This is a genomic window from Romboutsia sp. 1001713B170131_170501_G6, from assembly GCF_015668195.1.
Classification (GTDB): domain Bacteria; phylum Bacillota; class Clostridia; order Peptostreptococcales; family Peptostreptococcaceae; genus Romboutsia_C.
Window position 1 is genome coordinate 574500 of the sequence record NZ_JADPFC010000001.1, and the last position, 18978, is coordinate 593477.

Sequence of the window (18978 nt, forward strand, 5' to 3'; positions counted from 1 at the left end):
TAAAAAAGCTTTTAAAATCCATTTGTTTCGATTTTAAGGTCTTTAACTTTATGTAAAATCCATAAAAATATTAATTTGATAAATCTTAAATGAGCAGTCATAGTATCGGTATATTCTAAATTAATTATATTTTTATTTAAATATTTTTTTAATATTAGAAAAAAGTCCCTAAATATTTAAAAAAATTTGTATTATATATCGAAAGATAATTTAGGAGGTGAAAATATGAGTAATATTGACATGTTATCTGTGTCAAGGAAAGAAGTAAAGTTTTTAGTTTCTCTTATAGATAGAATTTACTTGTTAAATTCTTTAAGTAAAGTATTAACTCCAGATAAATATGGTGACTATAATGGCTATAAAACAAGAAGTGTATATTTTGATAGTATTGATAATGAAGATTTTACACAAAAGTTAGTAAAAACTGAAAAAAGAAAGCGTGTAAGACTAAGAATATATAATACTACGGATACTTTTGCTAAATTTGAAATTAAGCGAAAACATTTAGACAGAGAATTAAAAGAAAGCATAACAATTTCTAAAGAGGATGCAATAAAATTAATAAATGGAGATTATTCTGTACTATTAAAATATAATAATAATCCTCTTTCACATTATGCATTTAATCTAATGAAAACTCATAATTATAGACCAGTTTCTATGGTTGAATATGATAGGAGAGCATTCACACATGAAAGTTTTAATACAAGAATAACTCTTGATAACAATTTAAGGTATACAAACTTTAATTATAATTTATTTGATGAAGATATAAACTTTAAACAAGCTATGCCTAAGGATCAAACTATTCTTGAAGTTAAATATGATAGATTTTTGTTTTATCAGATACAAGAAATTTTATCAAAATGTAATTTTATTGGGAAGCCTCCAAGCAAGTATGGAACATCAAGACAATTATTAAATAGATATTATTATTAGACAGGAGATGACATTATGAATCAAATTTTAAAAGGAAATATAGATTTAAACTCAATAATTCAAAATGCACAAACACCAAAATTTATTATACAAAGTATTATCATGACTATTGTTTTTTCTGCAATAATTTATTATACATATAAGCTTTCATATGATACGCTAAATTATAATAAGAAATTTAATATAACACTTGTTATGATAGCCTTTATAAGCACTGTTCTTATGGATTTAATTCAAAGTAATTTAGCGATATCTCTAGGAATGCTAGGGTCATTATCAATAGTAAGATTTAGAACAAATATAAAAGATTATAGAGATATAGGATTTATTTTTTGGAGTATGTCAGTAGGTCTTGCATCAGCCACACAAAATCTTTTTTTATGTCTAATAAGCTCTTTATTAATAGCTTTATTTATGATTATTACGGGAAAAGAAAGCAAGTGTGGAAATAAATTATTGCTAGTTATAAGAGGTAAAGAAGTTAATTTAAATACGATTCAAGAGATACTTGATAAATATAAAATTAAAAATAATATAAAAGCTAAAAATATATTAAGTGATTCATTTGAACTAGTTTACGAGATAAAGGTATCAAATAATCAAGATAATTTATTGATAGATGACTTACTAAAGTTTGATAAAATAGATAGTGTAAATGTATTAGCACCAAGTACAGAAGTTATATAAAGAACAAAAGCAGATAGTTTCTTAAAGTATCTGCTTTTACTTATTGGATGATATATAAATTAATAATTTAAATTAAGAAACTTCTATTAGTAATGTAATTGGACATTATTAAAATTAATTTTATCAATAAGAAAAGTATATGTAGTTAATTAAATAGAAAGTTATTTATTATATAAAACTAGCAAATATATTTCAAGAATCAGGATGGGAATAATAATTATGTCAAAAGAGGTATTTCTAAAGGGTGATATAAATCAGATCGTTGAAGAAAATATCGGATTTATAATAAATACAATTTCAAAAGTTACAGGTAAATATGTTTCAATTGAAAATGACGATGAATTTAGCATAGGCCTTATGGCTTTTGTTGAAGCATTAGATAAATATAACCAAGAAAAAGGTCCATTTTTATCATTTGCAAAGATAGTAATTGAAAGCAGGATAAAAAATTATTTAGTAAAAGAGAAGAAAAAGGTTGATGTTGTATCAATAGATTTATATAAGGAGATAGGAATAGACATAAATAATATCTTATATAATCCAATTGAAGATAAAACAGAACTTATAAATGAAATACAACAATTTAAAGAAGAACTTAATTTATTTAAATTAACAATTGAAGATTTAATAAAAGAAGCACCAAAGCATAGTGATACAAGAAAAAATGCTATTAATGTATCAAAGAAAGCAAGTAAAGACCTTGAAATTACTGATTTTATGTATGAAAAAAAGAGACTTCCAATAAAAAAAATCTCTTTAAAATATATGGTTACAGAAAAAGTGATAAAAAGAAGTAAAAAGTTTATAATTTCACTTATAATAATTTTCTTTAAAAAATATAGAAACCTAATGTTATGGATAGGGAAATAGAGGTGACTAAGCTTATGTATTACAAAGGTATCGTTATGGAATTAAATAAAGAACATGCAATAGTTATGATAAATAGTGGGGATATGTTAAAAATAAAAATTAAAAAGGGGTTATTGATTGGGGACGTAATTATATTTACTGAAGAAGATATAATTAAAGAAAGCAAAGTTATAGAATTTAAAAATAAAAAATGGATAAAACCATTGGCATTAGTTGCATCAATTTTCTTTATAATTATATTTAACTTTTCAGGTAAAGACAAAGAACCTATATCAAATCCATATGCATTAGTAACATTAGATATAAATCCAAGTATAGGGCTTGAAGTTGATGAGAATAAAATAGTAGTTAACGCAAAGGGTTTAAATAAAGATGGAAAGAAAATGAATATGAAAGATTTAAATGGGAAAAGTCTTGATGAAGCAACTAAGATTATTAGATCCTATGTACAAAGTAATAAAGATATAAAGAATAAAGATTCAATGATAGTAGGGTTTGCCTTTTTAGAAAATACAAATAATAAAGTATTTGAAAAAAATGTCCAAGATATAATAAGAAAAAACTTTAGTGGAGTTGAAATAGTTTATATGTATGGTTCATCACAAGATAGAGAAAAGGCAATTGAAAAAGGGATAAGTCTTGGAAGATATAAAGCAGATGAGATAATAAATGAAGATTTATTAGAAGATACCATAGAAAATATGTCTGTTGATGAGCTTATAAATTTACTAAAAAATAAATCTACTCCGGTTTATTTAAATAAAGAAATAAAAGATGAACTTGAAGATAGATATGAAGATAACAAAGACAATGACGATAATGATCGTGATTATAATGGCAATAAAAAAGATGATGACGACGAAGATCATGGTTATAATAATAACGAAGATGAAGATAACAAAGACCGTAAATATAATGATAATAACGAAGATGATGACAACAAAGACCGTAAATATAATGATAATAACGAAGATGATGACAACAAAGATCATAAATATGATGAAAACAACGAAGGTTATGAGAATAATGACCGTAAATATAATGACAATAACAAAGATGATGATAATGATGAATAAAAAAGATAGATTTATAATTAAAAACAATAAATGAAAAAAATATGGTACGATTATATAAATAACTTTAATTTTAATTAGTATCTAAAAGCACATTTAAATATATACAGTAAAATGCCCATAGAATCAGTTTATTTGGATTCTATGGGCATTAACTTTATTTTATAAATACCTATTTAGGAATAATTACAGTGTATATTTAAAATTGATATACTTAATGTTACTTTTTAGAATCTTTTCCAACTGGTATACTATCATTATTTATAGGGTTATCAAATGATGGTGGAGTAATATTTATTTTAGTATCATGGTTAGGCCCAGGAGTAGATAAGTCAAAGTATAACTTAGAGTCTTCAGTAACACCAAAATCTCTATTTGAGCCTGTATTTTTAACTTTATTTAATGCATCTCTAAATAAAGCATTATGTGCTTCTTCTCTATTAAGTAAGAAATCAATAGTTTCTCTAACATATTTATCTTCAATTTGTCTATATAAGTATTCATATACAACTTTTGCTCTTTGTTCTGATGCTATATTAGATAATAAATCTGCAACTAAATCACCTGTTACAGTTACATAATTTGCACTCCATGGTGCTCCTGATGAATTTATTAATACAGGTGATAATCCAGTTAATACATGTGTCTCTATCTCTCCTGAATCAACAGCCTTATAATCTACATCATGTCCGTTAAGTAAGTTTATAGTTTGAGCTACCATTTCCATATGACTAAGTTCTTCTGCAGCTATATCTAAAAATAAATCTTTTATAACAGGGTCTTTTATTCTAAAACTTTGTGATATATATTGCATCGCTGCTTTAAGTTCTCCATTACCTCCACCTAATTGTTCTTGCATTAAAACTGCATATTGAGGATTTGGTTTTTCTACTCTTACTTCTCTTAATAATTTTTTATCATGCTTAAACATTTAAATATGTACCTCCATTTTATATGTAGTTAAAAATATATTTTCCAAATTAATGAAAAATATTCTTACTTGAATAAATAATGTACTCCTTATTCTTTAAAAAATTATTTAAATATATCTAGTAAGAAAGCTCTTGGAATCTAAGGGCTTTAATGATAATTAATCTCTAAAGTAAAATTTAAGATGTGGTTAGAATTATTATATGGCTTGTAAATTGTTTTTCAAAGATATATTATTAAAGTAATACAAGTCAAAAGGGGGAGTTCAATGAATAAATACAATAATCTGTTTAAATTGACAAGGTCATTAACATACCTATTTATACTTTCCCTATTTATATTAATTTTTATTGGATTTACTATAGGGGAAGGAGAAATATTACAGTATAGTGTAGGTTTTTGTGTTATAAGTTTTATTTCATGCTTCGTCATAGGGGGAATTTCATTAGTAATAAAAATCATATTTTTAAATTCAATGGATAGAAAAAGAAGATTAATTAATGCTTTAAAAAATTTTTTATGTTTATCCATAACATTATTTATTTTAGATTTTATTTTGAGAGGTTCAGATATAAATTTAGGTAGTATATTTAGTATAAGTTTTGGAAGTGCCGTAGGAATAAATTTTGGAGATTTAATATTCTTTAAGCGTAAAAATTTAAATACTTACCAAAAATTTTTTTAATATTCTAGTAAAAACTTTCAGGAAATAAGCCTTAGAATCGATTCTAGGGCATTTTTATATTATTATATTAATTAATCATTTTTATTAGAGCATTTAGATATTCTTAATAATCAAAAATGTATCTTATTTGTTACCACATAAATAAATCTATAGCTTAAAATTGTCATAAATTACATTTTAAAAATATATGCGAAATGAGGGGAACTATTGTGGGGAACCAACTTTTGACTTATTTACGGTCATGTTTTTTATAATATTTTTTCTTATTTTAGGTACAATTATAATTAATGCTATTAAAGGTTTTAATCAATGGTCCTACAATAATAAACAACCTATATTAGATGTAAAAAGCAAAGTTGTTTCTAAAAGAAGTGATGTTATAAGACACGCTGGACATGTTGATTCAAATGGAACACATCATAACGGAGGTTCATCTACAAACTATTATATTACATTTGAGTTTGAAAGTAAGGATAGAATGGAGTTTAGTGCCTCAGGAAAAGAATTTGGTATGATTGCTGAAGGAGACATAGGCGTTTTAAAATTTCAGGGAAGTAGATATCTAGAGTTTAAAAGAGAAATTTAATCTAACTACATTTAAAATTAATACTAGGGAGGACGGAATGAAGAGGAAATTAATACTCTTATTAATATGAATTGCATGAAGAGGAAAACAAATACTAGACTTTTTCTGTTTTAAATGGATGATTTTGGATATAAAAAATATTAAATAAAAGACTAGAATAACTTGACAGGAGATGATTTAAATGTGTACACATATTCACATTTCAAGTAACAAAAATAACTTTTATTGGGGGAGAACTTTAGATACTTCTTTTAATCCATTCGATGTTGGTTCAAAAGTAACTATTGTTCCTAAAAATTTTACTTTAGATACACAAAGTAGACCATGGAAAATAAAATATGCTTTTTTAGGTATAAATTTATCAGGATCTACTTTATTTTTTGATGGAGTAAATGAAAAAGGGCTTGCTGGAGGACTTTTATTTTTAAAAGCATGTACATGGGACAAAAAAGATAATATAGAAAATGAAGGACTTACAGCTATTAATAGTGGTGAAATAATTCCTTGGATTTTAAGTAACTTTGAAAATGTTAGTGATATAAAGAAAAATATATCAAAAGTTGCAGTTACTAGTGATGATATTCCTTCATTAGGAGAGTTAGGTAAAGGAAATCCTATAACTGCTCATTATACTTTTACAGACAAAGAGGGTAATTCAGTTGTATTAGAACCAACAAATAACGGACGTTTTAGAGTTTTTGATAATAATGTAGGTGTAATGGCTAATGACCCAACATTTGATTGGCATATGACTAATTTAGCAAATTATATCCAAGTACAAGGATTTAATAGACAACAAAATCATTTAAATAATAAAACAGTAATTACACCAATTTCAAATGGTTCAGGTCTACTTGGATTACCAGGAGATTATACTTCACCATCAAGATTTGTACGTGCATCATATTTAAGAAATCTTATAGGAGAAGTTAGTGATGAAGAAGCACCTAGTCAATTATTTAGTATTTTAAATTCTGTTTGGGTTCCAAAGGGAGTTATGCGTTTTGTTAAAGATAAAGATGACTCAGATTTCACAAGTTATATGTGTGCATATGATCAAAATTTAGGTAAACTATATTTACGTGTTTTTAATCATATAGATACAATGGAATTCTCTTTAGAAAATGTAAGAGAAAATGAATTAGTAACTTATTCAGTTAACTAAAAATTAGTTAAAAATAATTTTTAAAAAAGTGTTAAAAAGGTTAACATATAAATTTCATATGGTTTTAGTGTATATGGTAATAATAAGCGAAAATACCTAAGATATTGTTATATAGGTTAAAATCAACCAAAGAAGAGTGTATTTGATGAAATATATTAATTTCAATAGATACACTTTTTTAGTTATAACTATTATATAAGTCTAAATTTTAGATATTAATCTAAAGTATGTAATGCTTTTGTTTATATTTAAATCAAAGCTTATAGCTATTACAAATTACGAATGTATTTTCATTTAAGGATATATATACTATATTTTATTAATTCTTTAGATGATTTGATTGAGTATATAAAAATGATAATTAATAGCTATAATATGTTAAAAATAAGATTTTTTAATTGGAATATAATTTAATAAAATGTATAATATAATCAAAGTTTTTAAGAAAAGTTATGGGGGATAGAATGTATAAATATATGTATAAAGAAATTGATTCTAGTACTATGTTCAGAAATTCTAGGCATAGAGAGTTAATAGATAAGTATAGCAAAGAAGGATGGAGATTTATATCAGCAATACCTAGTGAATTTGAACTTAACGGGAAAATAAGTAAATTTGATTTAGTATTTGAAAAAATAGAAGAATGATCCCAAATTTATTAAATTTAATCAATAACTCTATCTTAGTATATATACTCCAATAACTATGATAGAGTTGTTTTTATTTTGCTTATTTAATAGTTTTTAAATATATTTTTAAGGGTATTTATTATTTTAAATAAGTTAAGTCTAATTATAAAAATACTAGTTAAATATATTTACCATACATAGTTAAAGGAGCATAATAAAAATGAAATATTTTATTGTTGAAGGGAAACTAAAAAATCAAAATCCAATTGATGTAAATATAATGAAAGAACATATGGCTTATTCTCAAAAGGCAATGGATGAAGGATTAATATTAATGGCTGGACTTAAAGAAGATATGAGTGGTGGACTATTTGTTATGAAGGCAGATTCTATTGAAAAAGTAGAGGAGTATCTATCTAATGAGCCACTTAAACTTTATGGTATACAAGATTACAACGTTATAGAATTTTTACCTCATTACTTTAATCAATCACCTAGTGAATGGTTTAATAATTAATTTATAAAAAATTTAAATTAAGATAAATTAAAAAAAGCAAGTAGGATATGTTACCTACTTGTTTTTTTATATGATATAAATACATCTATCTCAAGTTTTAATTTAAAAGAAATTAGTGATATTTTAAACTTTATAATATTTAAAAAATTACAAAAATTATCTATAATTGGAAATAAACATGATGTATAATCTAAATAAGATTCATAATTTTCACAAATGTATAATGGGGTGGGGTAATATGAAAAAACTAATCATGGTAATGACATTAATGCTTACACTAATTGTAACTGGTTGTTCTAAGGAAGAAGATTTTCAGATAGAGTATCAAGATTTGACTAAAGAACAATTTGAATTATTAACATTAACAGGCAATCGAGTTTTTAAGTATAATTTAAAAAATTTACCTAATGACAAAAAATATAGACTAGAATTAGTATATGAAGTGTACAAAAACAATAAAAAGGTAAAAGAAGAATCGTTTTTGGGGATAGGATATGAACCAATGGATGAAACTTTAGATGATTCCACATTAGCAATAAATATTCAAGATAAGAAGATAACAAGTTTTTTAGGTGGTGCTTCTTCATATATTGATATTGATGAAGATATTTCAAAATTATCACAATATCAACCTTTCTCTGGTAATACTGAGATAAAACTTGGAGATGAAATATATTTATTTCAAGGTTCAATAGGTGAATACAATCTTATAAATATAAGTTCAGGTAGATTATCAAAAGAAGAAAAAAATAAAATTATAAAAGGCAATGAATTGAATGTATTTATTAAACTAGTATGTAAAGGATAGATAAAATTAAAAATAGACTATAAAATAACTGTACTTTAGTGATTTAAATATATAAATTAAAGTACAGTTATTTATTAATTTATAAAATATTAATCTGAAATTATTTCAAAATTAGATATGGAATCAATTCTTAGAATTTTTATTTTAGTACACCCCTTTTTATCAATATAAGAAAATTTTATCCATTCATCATCAGCATCTAATACCGAGCAATCTATTTCTACATTTCCATTAAAAAGCACTGCCTCATCTATTCTTATTCTACAATTTTTACCTACAAGTGAAGTTATTATATTTGACATTACACATCCCCTTCTTTGATTTCTTTCGAGTTTTTTTACTTTATCTTCAAGCTTTTTTATTTTCCCTGGATATGAAGAGAAAAGCAAAATGAAAATACAACAAGCAAAAATTATCCACTCCAAAACATCACCCCCTACTTCTTAAGTCGCTACATTCACTAACATATCCTTGATTTGGTAAGTTTTGTTCTTATATATATTATAATTATACTATGATTAAAGTGCTTAGAACAAGACAACCAATATTTATTAACAAAGAGGAACTAAACGTTCCTCTTTGTTAATAAATAGCCCAATAATATTAAATAATAACCCAAAATGGGTTATTATTTAATGGGTGATAAAAATGGATAATTTAAGAAAAAAACTTAAAGAAGCTAGAAAGAGAAAAAATATAACTCAAGAAGAACTAGCTAAAAGAATTGGAATAAGCAAACATGCAATAGCAAAATATGAACAAGGTCAAAGAGAGCCTAATTTAAAAATACTTACAAGTATTATAGATGAACTTGAAATGGACTTTTGGGAAGTAGCACAAGATGCTAATTTAGAAATAGAAGCAGCACCTCCTTATGAAGAAGGTATTAAATTTGCTGATGAGGTGTATGAAAAGGCTATGAAAAAGCTAGATGGAATGTTTAAGGAAAAAGATATTAAGTATCTTGATAAAGAGGAAATGTTAAAGAAGGTGATTTATGAAAATAGAGATTTAGGAGTTAATAAAAGACTTATATCAATGTGTCATAGGGAGTATTGCAAGAGGTTTGGCGTTGAGAACAATGGTGTTATAAGCTTTGATAGTTATACATATTTTGATGATTTTAAGAAGGAGTTTTATGATGATCTTGTGAGGTCTGTGTTGTTTACTGTTGAGCTTAAGATGAAGGAAGCTGAGGATAAGATAAAGAAGGAGAAGTAAATGAGTAATATGCATATAGATTTAAAGAATATACATGAAAGAGAATTACATCCATTTTTAGTAAGATATCTTGCTAAAAAAATGAATATATATACAAAAACTATATTTCATGAAGTATCAACTAAATTAGGAAAAGGAAAAAGTGAATGGTTACATCCAGATATAGTTGGTTTTAATTTGCCAGTTGAAAATTGGGATGAAAAGGTATTAGAACTTTGTGGTAACTTTTCTATAAATAGAGCTACTATATACTCTTTTGAATTAAAAAAAACAATAACTATAGAAACATTAAGAGAACAATTTTTCCAGGCTGTATCTAACTCTAGTTGGTCAAATGAAGGATATTTAGTAGGTGTTGATATAAATACTGATGATATAGAATTAATGCAAGAGATAAATAGATTATCTAGTGCATTTAATATAGGAATTATAAAATTAAATTTGATTAATGTAGAAGATAGTGAAATATTAGTTCAACCAAGGAGAAAAGAAAAACTTGATGGTGAAACTATAAATAAGTTATTTAGTATAAATAAAAATTTTAAAGAATTTGTACAAGTGGTATTACATAGCATAAAGATAAATCAAGTAGTACATAATGGGCTAGATAAAGTAGTATAAGAAAAAGAATTAAATGATATATTATATGTGGATAAACCAGATAGTATAAAAGATGATGGTGAAAATTTCCCGAGTACAGATATAAACAGTGAGTGTTTAGGATTAGATTCTGATTTTACAGGAAAATCTCCAAATTGTATAGAAATAGAAAATAATAAAATAAGTGTTTCATTTTGGAAAGATATCTATATAAAAGTGTGTGATTATTTAATAGATAAAGACAAGGAAAAGTTTATAAAAGTTACTATGGATATAAGAGGGAAGAAAAGACTTTACTTTGTAAGAGAAAGTAGTACTATGAAAGTACCTTATTATCTAAGTGAAGTAGATTTATATTTAGAGATTAACCTAAATGCTAATAGAATTATGAGTATAGTTAAGAAGTTGTTAGTTGGATATGGGATTAGTGAAGGTAAAGTTAAAATATATGTAAATAAAAATAATATATAAATAAGATTGAAAATTAGAAAACAAACTAAAAATGTTAAATATATTTTACATGGGTATAAATATAAGGAAATAAAAATATAATAATGAAGTATTTACTAAAAAGCAATAGGAATTAGATATTTATGTTTTTTTAATAAGTGCGATCATTAAAAAATAAGAGGTGTTTAAAATGTTTGATAAAATAGTATTGCCTTATGGATTTCACGATTTAGAACCATATATAGATGAGGATACTTTAGAAATTCATTATGGAAAGCATCTTCAAACTTATGTTAATAACCTAAATAGCATATTAAAAGGCTATGAAGAATTTACTAAAGGAAAAACATTAGAAGATGTATTAAAAAATGTATCTAGCTTACCAGAAGAAATTAGACAGTCTGTAATAAATCAAGGTGGTGGAGTTTACAATCATAATTTATATTTTGCAAACTTATCTCCAAATCCTTGCAAAACACCAAAAGGAGATTTATTAAATAAGATAAATGATACTTTTGGTAGTCTTGAAAACTTAAAAAGTGAGTTAAACAAACTTGCTATATCTAAGTTTGGTTCAGGTTATGCATCTTTACTTATGGATGAAAATAAAAATTTATGTGTAAAAGCTACATCTAATCAAGATACAACTCTTGAAGAAGGGTTAACACCTATACTTACAATAGATGTTTGGGAACATGCTTATTATTTACACTATCAAAATCGTAGAGCTGAGTATGTTGAAAATATATGGCATGTAATTGATTGGAGTAAAGTCGAAAAATTATATGAGAAGTAGATGATATTTTGAAATAAAATAACATATGAAGATAATTGCACAAGTTTATATAAAATACCAAAATAAATAATATGTATTATTGTTTTGATCAGTGATTAAAGTAAAAGGCTTTGTTAGTTATAAACAAAGCCTTTTTAAAATTATTTTGATAGACTTATAAATGTTTCTCCAATACTCAAACCCAATACATGGTTTATATCACTTCATGAAAATGAAGTAATGTGAGATATCATTCTTATTTATATAATTAGTATGTTTTCTTTAAAATTAAATTATCCTCAAAACCACCACGAGTATCTCTTTTTTCATTTCTCCTATTCAAAACCTCATACTCACTATAACCATACTTCTTACCAATAGCAAAAAGTACTTCCATAATATCAGTAATTTCATCCAAATTTTTATCTTCTAAAAGCTCATTAACCTCTTCACCAAGCTTTTTATAAAGATATTCAAGAGCAACCTCATCAGAAACCCTTTCAATTTCACATTTATTCCCACTAGATTCTATAATATGCGGGATTTTATCTCTAACTAACTTATCATAAACTTTCATAACAACCTCCAAATACAATCATACATAAAATTATAAAACCAACTAAAATACTTGTCAAAACATGATAAAATATAATTACATAAAATGGAAAATAATAACCCAAAATAAAGAAAGGCTACACAAATGAATTTAAACATAAACTGCATAACAGGTCACAACGACCATTTATATAAACGAATACAACAAAGCATTCACACAGCCTCATCAATAGATATAATAGTATCGTTTTTGATGGAAAGTGGAGTTAAACTAATACAAAAAGATCTAGAAGCAATAAAAAACAAAAACATACCAATAAGAATATTAACAGGAAATTACCTAAACATAACACAACCATAAGCACTATACTTAATAAAAGATATTTTAGGAGATAAAGTAGACCTAAGATTTTATAATGATACAAAAAGAAGCTTTCATGCAAAAGCATATATATTTGAAAAAGGAAATGAAGGAGAAATATTTATAGGATCTTCTAACCTTTCAAGAAGTGCTTTAACAAGTGGAATAGAGTGGAACTATAGAATAGACAAAAGGACTAACTATGATGACTTTAGATACTTCAAAGATGTATTTGAAGACTTATTTAACAACGAATCTATAATAGTAAATGATGTAGAATTAGAAAAGTACTCAAAAACTTGGAAAAAGCCTAAAATATATGCAAATGTAAATAGTGAAAAAGAAGACATAAACTATGTATATGAAGAAAATAATAAATCAAATATAACATCTATATATGAGCCAAGAGGAGCACAAATAGAAGCTTTATATGAATTAAAAAAGACTAGACTAGATGGAAATGACAAAGGATTGGTAGTAGCAGCTACTGGTATAGGAAAAACATACCTAGCAGCCTTTGATAGCAGAGATTTTAATAGGGTATTGTTTTTAGCACATAGAGAAGAAATACTAAAACAAGCTTATGAAAGCTTTAAAAATATAAGAACTGATAAATATATAAGCGATATTGAAGTTAATGATAAAGTAGCAGATAATATTGAAAATAGCTTACCTTCTAATACATATAATGAAGATGGATATAATATGGGGTTTTTTATGAATTCTATTAAGGATAATGATAAAGATATAATATTTGCATCTGTCCAAAGTTTAGGAAAAAAAGAATATTTAAATGAAAAATATTTTTCAAAAGACTATTTTGATTATATAGTGGTAGATGAATTTCATCATGCAGTATCTAAAAACTATCAAAATATAATAAATTACTTTGATCCTAAATTTATGCTAGGACTTACAGCTACACCAGATAGATTAGATAACAAAGATGTATTTAGTGTATGTGATTACAACACAGTATATGAAGCTACATTAAAAACAGCAATAGATAAAGGATGGTTAGTTCCATTTAGATACTATGGTATATACGATGATAGTGTAAACTATGATGATGTTGAATACAAAAATGGAAAATATAATGACAAAGAACTAGAAAAAGCTCTTAGTATAAATAATAGAGCCAACTTAATATTAAACCATTACAAAAAGTATAAGTCATCAAAAGCATTAGGATTTTGTACTAGTAAATCTCATGCAGAGTTTATGGCAAAGTATTTTAATGAAAATGGTATACCTTCTTGTGCTGTATATAGTGGTAATGATGGTAAATATAATGAAGAAAGAAGTATTGCTTTAAGAAAACTTAGAGAAGAAGAAATTAATGTTATATTCTCAGTTGATATGTTTAATGAAGGCTTAGACGTAAAGAGTATCGATATGGTAATGTTTTTAAGACCAACAGAATCACCAACAATATTTTTACAGCAATTAGGTAGAGGTCTTAGAAAAGATAAGAATAAAAAATATTTAAATGTTTTAGATTTTATCGGAAATTATAAAAAAGCTAATTTAGTACCATATTTACTAACTGGAGAAAGTAAAGTAAAAGAATTATCATCAAAATCATACTTACAAGAAGAATGCTATCCAGAAGATTGTATTATAGATTTTGATTTTAGGCTTATAGATATATTTGAAAGAATGAGAAAAGAAAGTCAAAAGATTGAAGATATGATTAAAGAAGAATTTTATAATATAAAAAGAGATTTAGGGAATAGACCTTCAAGAGTTGAATTATTTACTTATATGGATGATGATTTATATAATAATATAAAGAAAAAAGCTAAGATAAATCCATTTAAAGATTATATAAGCTTTCTAAAAAAAATAGATGAATTACATGAAGATGAAAAAGCTATTATTGATACTCCTGCTTATGATTTTATAAAATTTATAGAAACTACTAGTATGAGTAAGACTTATAAATTGCCAGTGATACTTGCTTTATATAATAATGGGAATATGAAGCTTAAAATTAATGATGATGATTTATATAAATCATTTAAAGAATTTTATAATAAAGGATCTAATAAAGTTGATATGCTAAAAGATAAATCAACATCAAAATTTAAAACTTGGGAGAAAAAGCAATATGTAAATTTAGCAAGAAAAAATCCAGTACATTTTTTATGTAAAAGTAGTAGTGAGTTTTTCTATTTAGATGGAGACTATGTTTGTTTAAATGAAGAATTAGGTAAGTACTTAGATAATGAGAACTTCATTAAAAATATAAAAGACGCTATAGACTTTAGAACTAAAGAGTATTATAAAAATAGATTTAAAAATAAGTAAAATAAATAGTTTAGACCCTACGTCGCGAAACATGACATAGGGGTAAAAGGAGAAAATTATGAATTGTATATTTTGTGAAATGGATAATTATATACTAGAAAATGAACTAGCATATGCAATATTTGATAAATTCCCAGTAAACAAAGGACATATGCTATTTATACCTAAAAGGCATGTAAAAGACTTTTTTGAAATAACTAAAGAAGAAAGAGAAGCTATATTTAATTTAGTAGATGAAGGTAAAAAATTATTAGATGAAAAGTATAATCCAGGTGGATACAATGTAGGCGTAAACTGTGGGCAAGTATCAGGACAAACTGTTATGCATGTTCATGTTCATCTTATACCAAGATACATTGGTGATACAAATTGTCCAAAAGGTGGAGTAAGAGGAGTTATACCAAATATGATGAAATATTAAAAATAAGGAGGAACAAATCGTTCCTCCTTATTTTTAATCTTCTACTACACTTATTATATCTGTTCCTACCAATGAATCCCCTCTAAAACGTTCTTCAATTAATAAATTTACCTTATCTCCAACTTTTAGATTCTTTTTCTCTAAGCTTTTATATAAATCAGACTTTTTGATTGGTTCTTCTTTATAAACCCTTTCATTTCCTTCACTATCAGTATACTCAATTTCTAAATCCCATTCTTCATAATCGTATATTTTTTTCTTTTCTTTTACCTTCTTTGTTGTTCCATCTTCTTGTTTAACCTTTTTAGTAACTTCTTTTGTTTCCCATTTACCCTCTTCAAACTCCATTTCAGTAATAATACCTGTTGTTTCAAAGTTTTTAGAAGTAGACTTTACAAAAAATATAGAATATATGAAGTAAACAGGAATTGCTATAATTACTATAGCTACAGCAATAACTATTAATGTATAAATTTTTTTCCCCATAATATATCCTTCCTTTAAACAATAATATATAATAGTCTAACAAAATAAGATGTGTAAATCAATAAATTATTAAACTACCTACATATTGAGTAGTTTTTATTGTATAATCATAAAAAAAGCTATATGAGGTGCAAAATGAACTTAAAAGAAAAAATAAATAGCTTTCCAAAAACACCAGGAATCTATCTTATGAAAGATAGAGACAATAATATAATATATGTAGGAAAATCAAAGAAGCTTCAAAATAGAATAAAAAGTTATTTTACAAACTCTAAAAGTCACTCAAGAAAAGTACAAAGAATGGTAAAAGGTATACATGATATAGAAATAATAGAAACGGATACAGAGCTAGACGCACTTTTACTTGAGTGTGAATATATTAAAAAAATAAAGCCAATGTACAATAAACTAATGAAAAATCATGAAAATTATTCATATATAAAAATAGATACTAAAAAAGAATATCCATATATTGAAGTAGTGGAAGAAATAGATGATGATAGTATATACTTTGGTCCATATACAAGTTTAAAAAATCTAGAAAAAATAAAGGAAATACTAAATGAAAATTATAAGCTAAGAAGATGTAAAAAAATGAATAAATGCTTAAACTACGATTTAAATAAGTGTATAGGACCTTGTAGAGAAAGTATATCTCAAAAAGAATACAAAACTATAATAGATTCTGTTATAAGTGACCTAAAAGGAGATAGTGAACACATAATAGATATATTAACACAAAATATGAACAAAGAGATAAGTAGCCTAAATTTTGAAAAAGCGTCTATGATAAAAGATGATATAAATAAGATAAAAAGTTTATTTAACAGACAAGAAGTAATAAATAGTAGTGTAGATAAAGATGTAAAGATTTCATTAAATGAAGTTAATGATGATACTTGTAAAGTATATATTATTTACAAGGGAAAGATATTAAAGTCAGAGATTATTGATAAAAATAAACTTAAAATGTTTGATAAAGAAGAGTATATAAAAGAAAATATAAGTGAAAATATTGAAAGTGATGATTTTAGTGATTATGTAGATAAGTATGATATAGACTTTATGAATATAATATATAATTACATAAAATAGTTCGTGATTTTAAGAAAAAAACTATAAATAAAGATAAAAATAATATAAAATCAAAATAAATATTTAAAAATATGAAAAAATAAAATAATTATATTGTAAAATGTTCGTTATTGATATATAATAAAGCTACAAAAAAGAGATATTATTCGTATAATATGGTGATATGGTCCATATGTTTCTACGAACTCGCCGTAAATGAGTTTGCTATGAATAGTTACACATACTTATAATGACACTTGTAAGATATATGTTCTATTCAGTTAGGATATATATCTTTTTTAATATAGTTTTTACACTAAAACATAGGGGGTCATTATGATAGCACAAAAACAACAAATCAAACCTTCTTTATCTTTTTTAGATAAAATATTTAACTACACTGAACGTGGATCAAATGCAAAAACTGAAATAATAGGTGGAGTTACAACATTTTTAACAATGGCTTACATTGTATTTGTAAACCCTGCAATATTATCTGATGCAGGTATGGACAAATCAGCACTTATAACTGTTACAATATTAGCTACAGCCATTGGAACATTAATATTTGCATTTTTAGCTAATGCACCTTTTGCACTTGCACCAGGTATGGGACTTAATGCATTTTTTACATACTCACTTGTAATTGGTGAGGGAATTCATTGGACAAAAGCTCTAGGAGTTGTATTTATATCTGGAACAATATTTTTAATTTTAGCAGTAACTGGAGTTAGAAAATATATTGCAGATGCAATACCAAAAGAGCTTAGTATAGCATCAGCTGCAGGTATTGGATTGTTTTTATCATTTGTAGGACTTAAAGGTATGGGAGTAATAGTTGGTAATCCTGATACATTAGTTGCTTTAGCTGATTTTACACCAACAGTTTTAATAGCTTTATTTGGACTTGTTTTAATGGGAATATTTGAAGTTAAAAAAGTTAAAGGTGGAATTTTAATAAGTATTATTGTAACAACTGTTTTATCTATAGTATTAGGATATGTAGAACTTCCTACATCTATAATTTCAGCTCCTCCGAGTATAGAGCCAGTTGCTTTTAAGCTTGATATATTAGGGGCACTTAAGTTTTCATTAATAGGACCAATATTTTCATTTATGTTTATAGATATGTTTGATTCTTTAGCATTTTTAATAAGTTGTTGTAAGCAAATGGGACTTGAAGATAAGGATGGAAACATAAAAGGTTTATCAAGAATGTTATATGCAGATGTTACTTCTACTTTAATAGGTTCTATGCTTGGAACAAGTACTGTTACTACTTTTGGAGAATCAGCAGCAGGAATAGCAGCTGGTGCTAGAACAGGTCTTGCATCAGTAGTTACAGCTTCATTATTTTTAGTAACATTATTATTTACACCACTTTTAGGTGTAGTACCATCTTATGCTGCATCTCCAGCACTTGTAATGGTAGGAGTATTTATGTTTTCAAGTATTAGACAAGTTGACTTTAATGATAGCAAGATTGCTGTTAGTGCATTTGTAACAGTTTTATTAATGCCACTTACTTATAGTATTAGTATAGGATTATGCTTTGGGTTTATTTCATACATTATAATGCATGTTGTTTCTAAGGAAACTGAAAAGATTAGCTTAACTCTTTGGATAATAGGAGCATTATCTGTCTTAAATTTAATGCTTAGTTAATAGAAATAAAATTTTAAAAAGAGCTTCTTAAAATTTTTAATGATTTTAAGAAGCTCTTTTATTATATATAATAATTATTTGACTAAAGTGAGTGATAATGTGTATATTATATAAGTACTAAATTTAGAATTAATAGTTTTAGGATAAGCTAAATAAAAGAGAGTATATAGA

23 protein-coding genes and 1 riboswitch are annotated in these 18978 nt (G+C 25.3%); of the genes, 19 read left to right on the top strand and 4 right to left on the bottom strand.

The features are described 5' to 3' along the window. The first annotated feature begins 225 nt into the window (after positions 1–225). The 4 genes from I4U89_RS02935 (at position 226) to I4U89_RS02950 (ending at position 3572) form a co-directional block, all read left to right on the top strand. Entirely contained in the window at positions 226–939 is a 714-nt protein-coding gene (locus tag I4U89_RS02935) for a polyphosphate polymerase domain-containing protein (protein WP_242977278.1), read from the top strand. Between the two features lie 15 nt (positions 940–954). Beyond that, complete coding sequence (locus I4U89_RS02940) at positions 955–1626, top strand: DUF4956 domain-containing protein (protein WP_195938168.1); 672 nt, start codon at positions 955–957, stop codon at positions 1624–1626. A gap of 219 nt (positions 1627–1845) precedes the next feature. Further along, on the top strand, positions 1846–2496 hold the full coding sequence (locus I4U89_RS02945) for a sigma factor (RefSeq protein WP_195938169.1): 651 nt from the start codon (positions 1846–1848) through the stop codon (positions 2494–2496). A 14-nt stretch (positions 2497–2510) separates the two neighbouring features. Next, positions 2511–3572, top strand: a complete 1062-nt coding sequence (locus tag I4U89_RS02950) for an anti-sigma factor domain-containing protein (protein WP_195938170.1) — start codon at positions 2511–2513, stop codon at positions 3570–3572. Positions 3573–3789: 217 nt separating this feature from the next. On the opposite strand, the gene I4U89_RS02955 is transcribed toward I4U89_RS02950, so the two are convergent. Then, the gene (locus tag I4U89_RS02955; RefSeq protein WP_195938171.1) at positions 3790–4500 is read right to left on the bottom strand and encodes a manganese catalase family protein; all 711 of its coding nucleotides are present in this window, start codon (positions 4498–4500) and stop codon (positions 3790–3792) included. 267 nt (positions 4501–4767) lie between these two features. On the opposite strand from I4U89_RS02955, the gene I4U89_RS02960 reads away from it, so the two are divergent. The 6 genes from I4U89_RS02960 (at position 4768) to I4U89_RS02985 (ending at position 8889) form a co-directional block, all read left to right on the top strand. Then, positions 4768–5184 (top strand): hypothetical protein, encoded by a 417-nt coding sequence (locus tag I4U89_RS02960; protein ID WP_195938172.1) that lies wholly within the window; start codon positions 4768–4770, stop codon positions 5182–5184. 241 nt (positions 5185–5425) lie between these two features. Beyond that, positions 5426–5770, top strand: a complete 345-nt coding sequence (locus tag I4U89_RS02965) for a DUF2500 domain-containing protein (RefSeq protein ID WP_243279126.1) — start codon at positions 5426–5428, stop codon at positions 5768–5770. A 181-nt stretch (positions 5771–5951) separates the two neighbouring features. Beyond that, a complete protein-coding gene (locus I4U89_RS02970) occupies positions 5952–6935 on the top strand; it encodes a linear amide C-N hydrolase (RefSeq protein ID WP_195938174.1) in 984 nt (327 codons plus the stop codon). Positions 6936–7399: 464 nt separating this feature from the next. Then, entirely contained in the window at positions 7400–7582 is a 183-nt protein-coding gene (locus I4U89_RS02975) for a DUF4177 domain-containing protein (RefSeq protein ID WP_195938176.1), read from the top strand. A gap of 202 nt (positions 7583–7784) precedes the next feature. Next, positions 7785–8081, top strand: a complete 297-nt coding sequence (locus I4U89_RS02980) for a YciI family protein (RefSeq protein ID WP_195938178.1) — start codon at positions 7785–7787, stop codon at positions 8079–8081. Positions 8082–8319: 238 nt separating this feature from the next. Then, positions 8320–8889, top strand: coding sequence for a hypothetical protein (locus tag I4U89_RS02985; RefSeq protein ID WP_195938180.1), 570 nt, complete (start codon positions 8320–8322; stop codon positions 8887–8889). An 89-nt stretch (positions 8890–8978) separates the two neighbouring features. Here I4U89_RS02985 and I4U89_RS02990 read toward each other — a convergent pair whose 3' ends face one another. Then, positions 8979–9314 carry a hypothetical protein gene (locus tag I4U89_RS02990; RefSeq protein WP_195938182.1) on the bottom strand — a complete coding sequence of 112 codons (336 nt, stop codon included), beginning with the start codon at positions 9312–9314 and terminating at the stop codon, positions 8979–8981. Positions 9315–9537: 223 nt separating this feature from the next. On the opposite strand from I4U89_RS02990, the gene I4U89_RS02995 reads away from it, so the two are divergent. The 4 genes from I4U89_RS02995 (at position 9538) to I4U89_RS03010 (ending at position 11956) form a co-directional block, all read left to right on the top strand. Next, positions 9538–10110 carry a helix-turn-helix domain-containing protein gene (locus I4U89_RS02995; RefSeq protein ID WP_195938184.1) on the top strand — a complete coding sequence of 191 codons (573 nt, stop codon included), beginning with the start codon at positions 9538–9540 and terminating at the stop codon, positions 10108–10110. Then, positions 10111–10731 carry a hypothetical protein gene (locus tag I4U89_RS03000; protein ID WP_195938186.1) on the top strand — a complete coding sequence of 207 codons (621 nt, stop codon included), beginning with the start codon at positions 10111–10113 and terminating at the stop codon, positions 10729–10731. A 27-nt stretch (positions 10732–10758) separates the two neighbouring features. Continuing rightward, a complete protein-coding gene (locus I4U89_RS03005; protein ID WP_195938188.1) occupies positions 10759–11181 on the top strand; it encodes a hypothetical protein in 423 nt (140 codons plus the stop codon). Positions 11182–11350: 169 nt separating this feature from the next. Next, positions 11351–11956 carry a superoxide dismutase gene (locus I4U89_RS03010; protein ID WP_195938190.1) on the top strand — a complete coding sequence of 202 codons (606 nt, stop codon included), beginning with the start codon at positions 11351–11353 and terminating at the stop codon, positions 11954–11956. Positions 11957–12203: 247 nt separating this feature from the next. Here I4U89_RS03010 and I4U89_RS03015 read toward each other — a convergent pair whose 3' ends face one another. Beyond that, entirely contained in the window at positions 12204–12512 is a 309-nt protein-coding gene (locus I4U89_RS03015; RefSeq protein ID WP_195938192.1) for a nucleoside triphosphate pyrophosphohydrolase, read from the bottom strand. A gap of 123 nt (positions 12513–12635) precedes the next feature. On the opposite strand from I4U89_RS03015, the gene I4U89_RS15920 reads away from it, so the two are divergent. The 3 genes from I4U89_RS15920 to I4U89_RS03025 all read left to right on the top strand — a co-directional run bounded on the left by I4U89_RS15920 (position 12636) and on the right by I4U89_RS03025 (position 15582). After that, entirely contained in the window at positions 12636–12851 is a 216-nt protein-coding gene (locus I4U89_RS15920) for a hypothetical protein (protein WP_330615517.1), read from the top strand. A 393-nt stretch (positions 12852–13244) separates the two neighbouring features. Continuing rightward, positions 13245–15161 carry a DEAD/DEAH box helicase gene (locus I4U89_RS03020; protein ID WP_330615533.1) on the top strand — a complete coding sequence of 639 codons (1917 nt, stop codon included), beginning with the start codon at positions 13245–13247 and terminating at the stop codon, positions 15159–15161. A 58-nt stretch (positions 15162–15219) separates the two neighbouring features. After that, positions 15220–15582, top strand: a complete 363-nt coding sequence (locus I4U89_RS03025) for an HIT family protein (protein WP_195938194.1) — start codon at positions 15220–15222, stop codon at positions 15580–15582. 33 nt (positions 15583–15615) lie between these two features. Here I4U89_RS03025 and I4U89_RS03030 read toward each other — a convergent pair whose 3' ends face one another. After that, positions 15616–16068, bottom strand: coding sequence for a hypothetical protein (locus I4U89_RS03030; RefSeq protein ID WP_195938196.1), 453 nt, complete (start codon positions 16066–16068; stop codon positions 15616–15618). Positions 16069–16203: 135 nt separating this feature from the next. Between I4U89_RS03030 and I4U89_RS03035 the strand changes: the two genes are divergently transcribed. Beyond that, entirely contained in the window at positions 16204–17163 is a 960-nt protein-coding gene (locus I4U89_RS03035) for a GIY-YIG nuclease family protein (protein ID WP_195938198.1), read from the top strand. 126 nt (positions 17164–17289) lie between these two features. Continuing rightward, positions 17290–17390, top strand: a riboswitch (purine riboswitch). Between the two features lie 88 nt (positions 17391–17478). Beyond that, a complete protein-coding gene (locus tag I4U89_RS03040) occupies positions 17479–18807 on the top strand; it encodes an NCS2 family permease (protein ID WP_195938200.1) in 1329 nt (442 codons plus the stop codon). Positions 18808–18978: the final 171 nt, after the last annotated feature.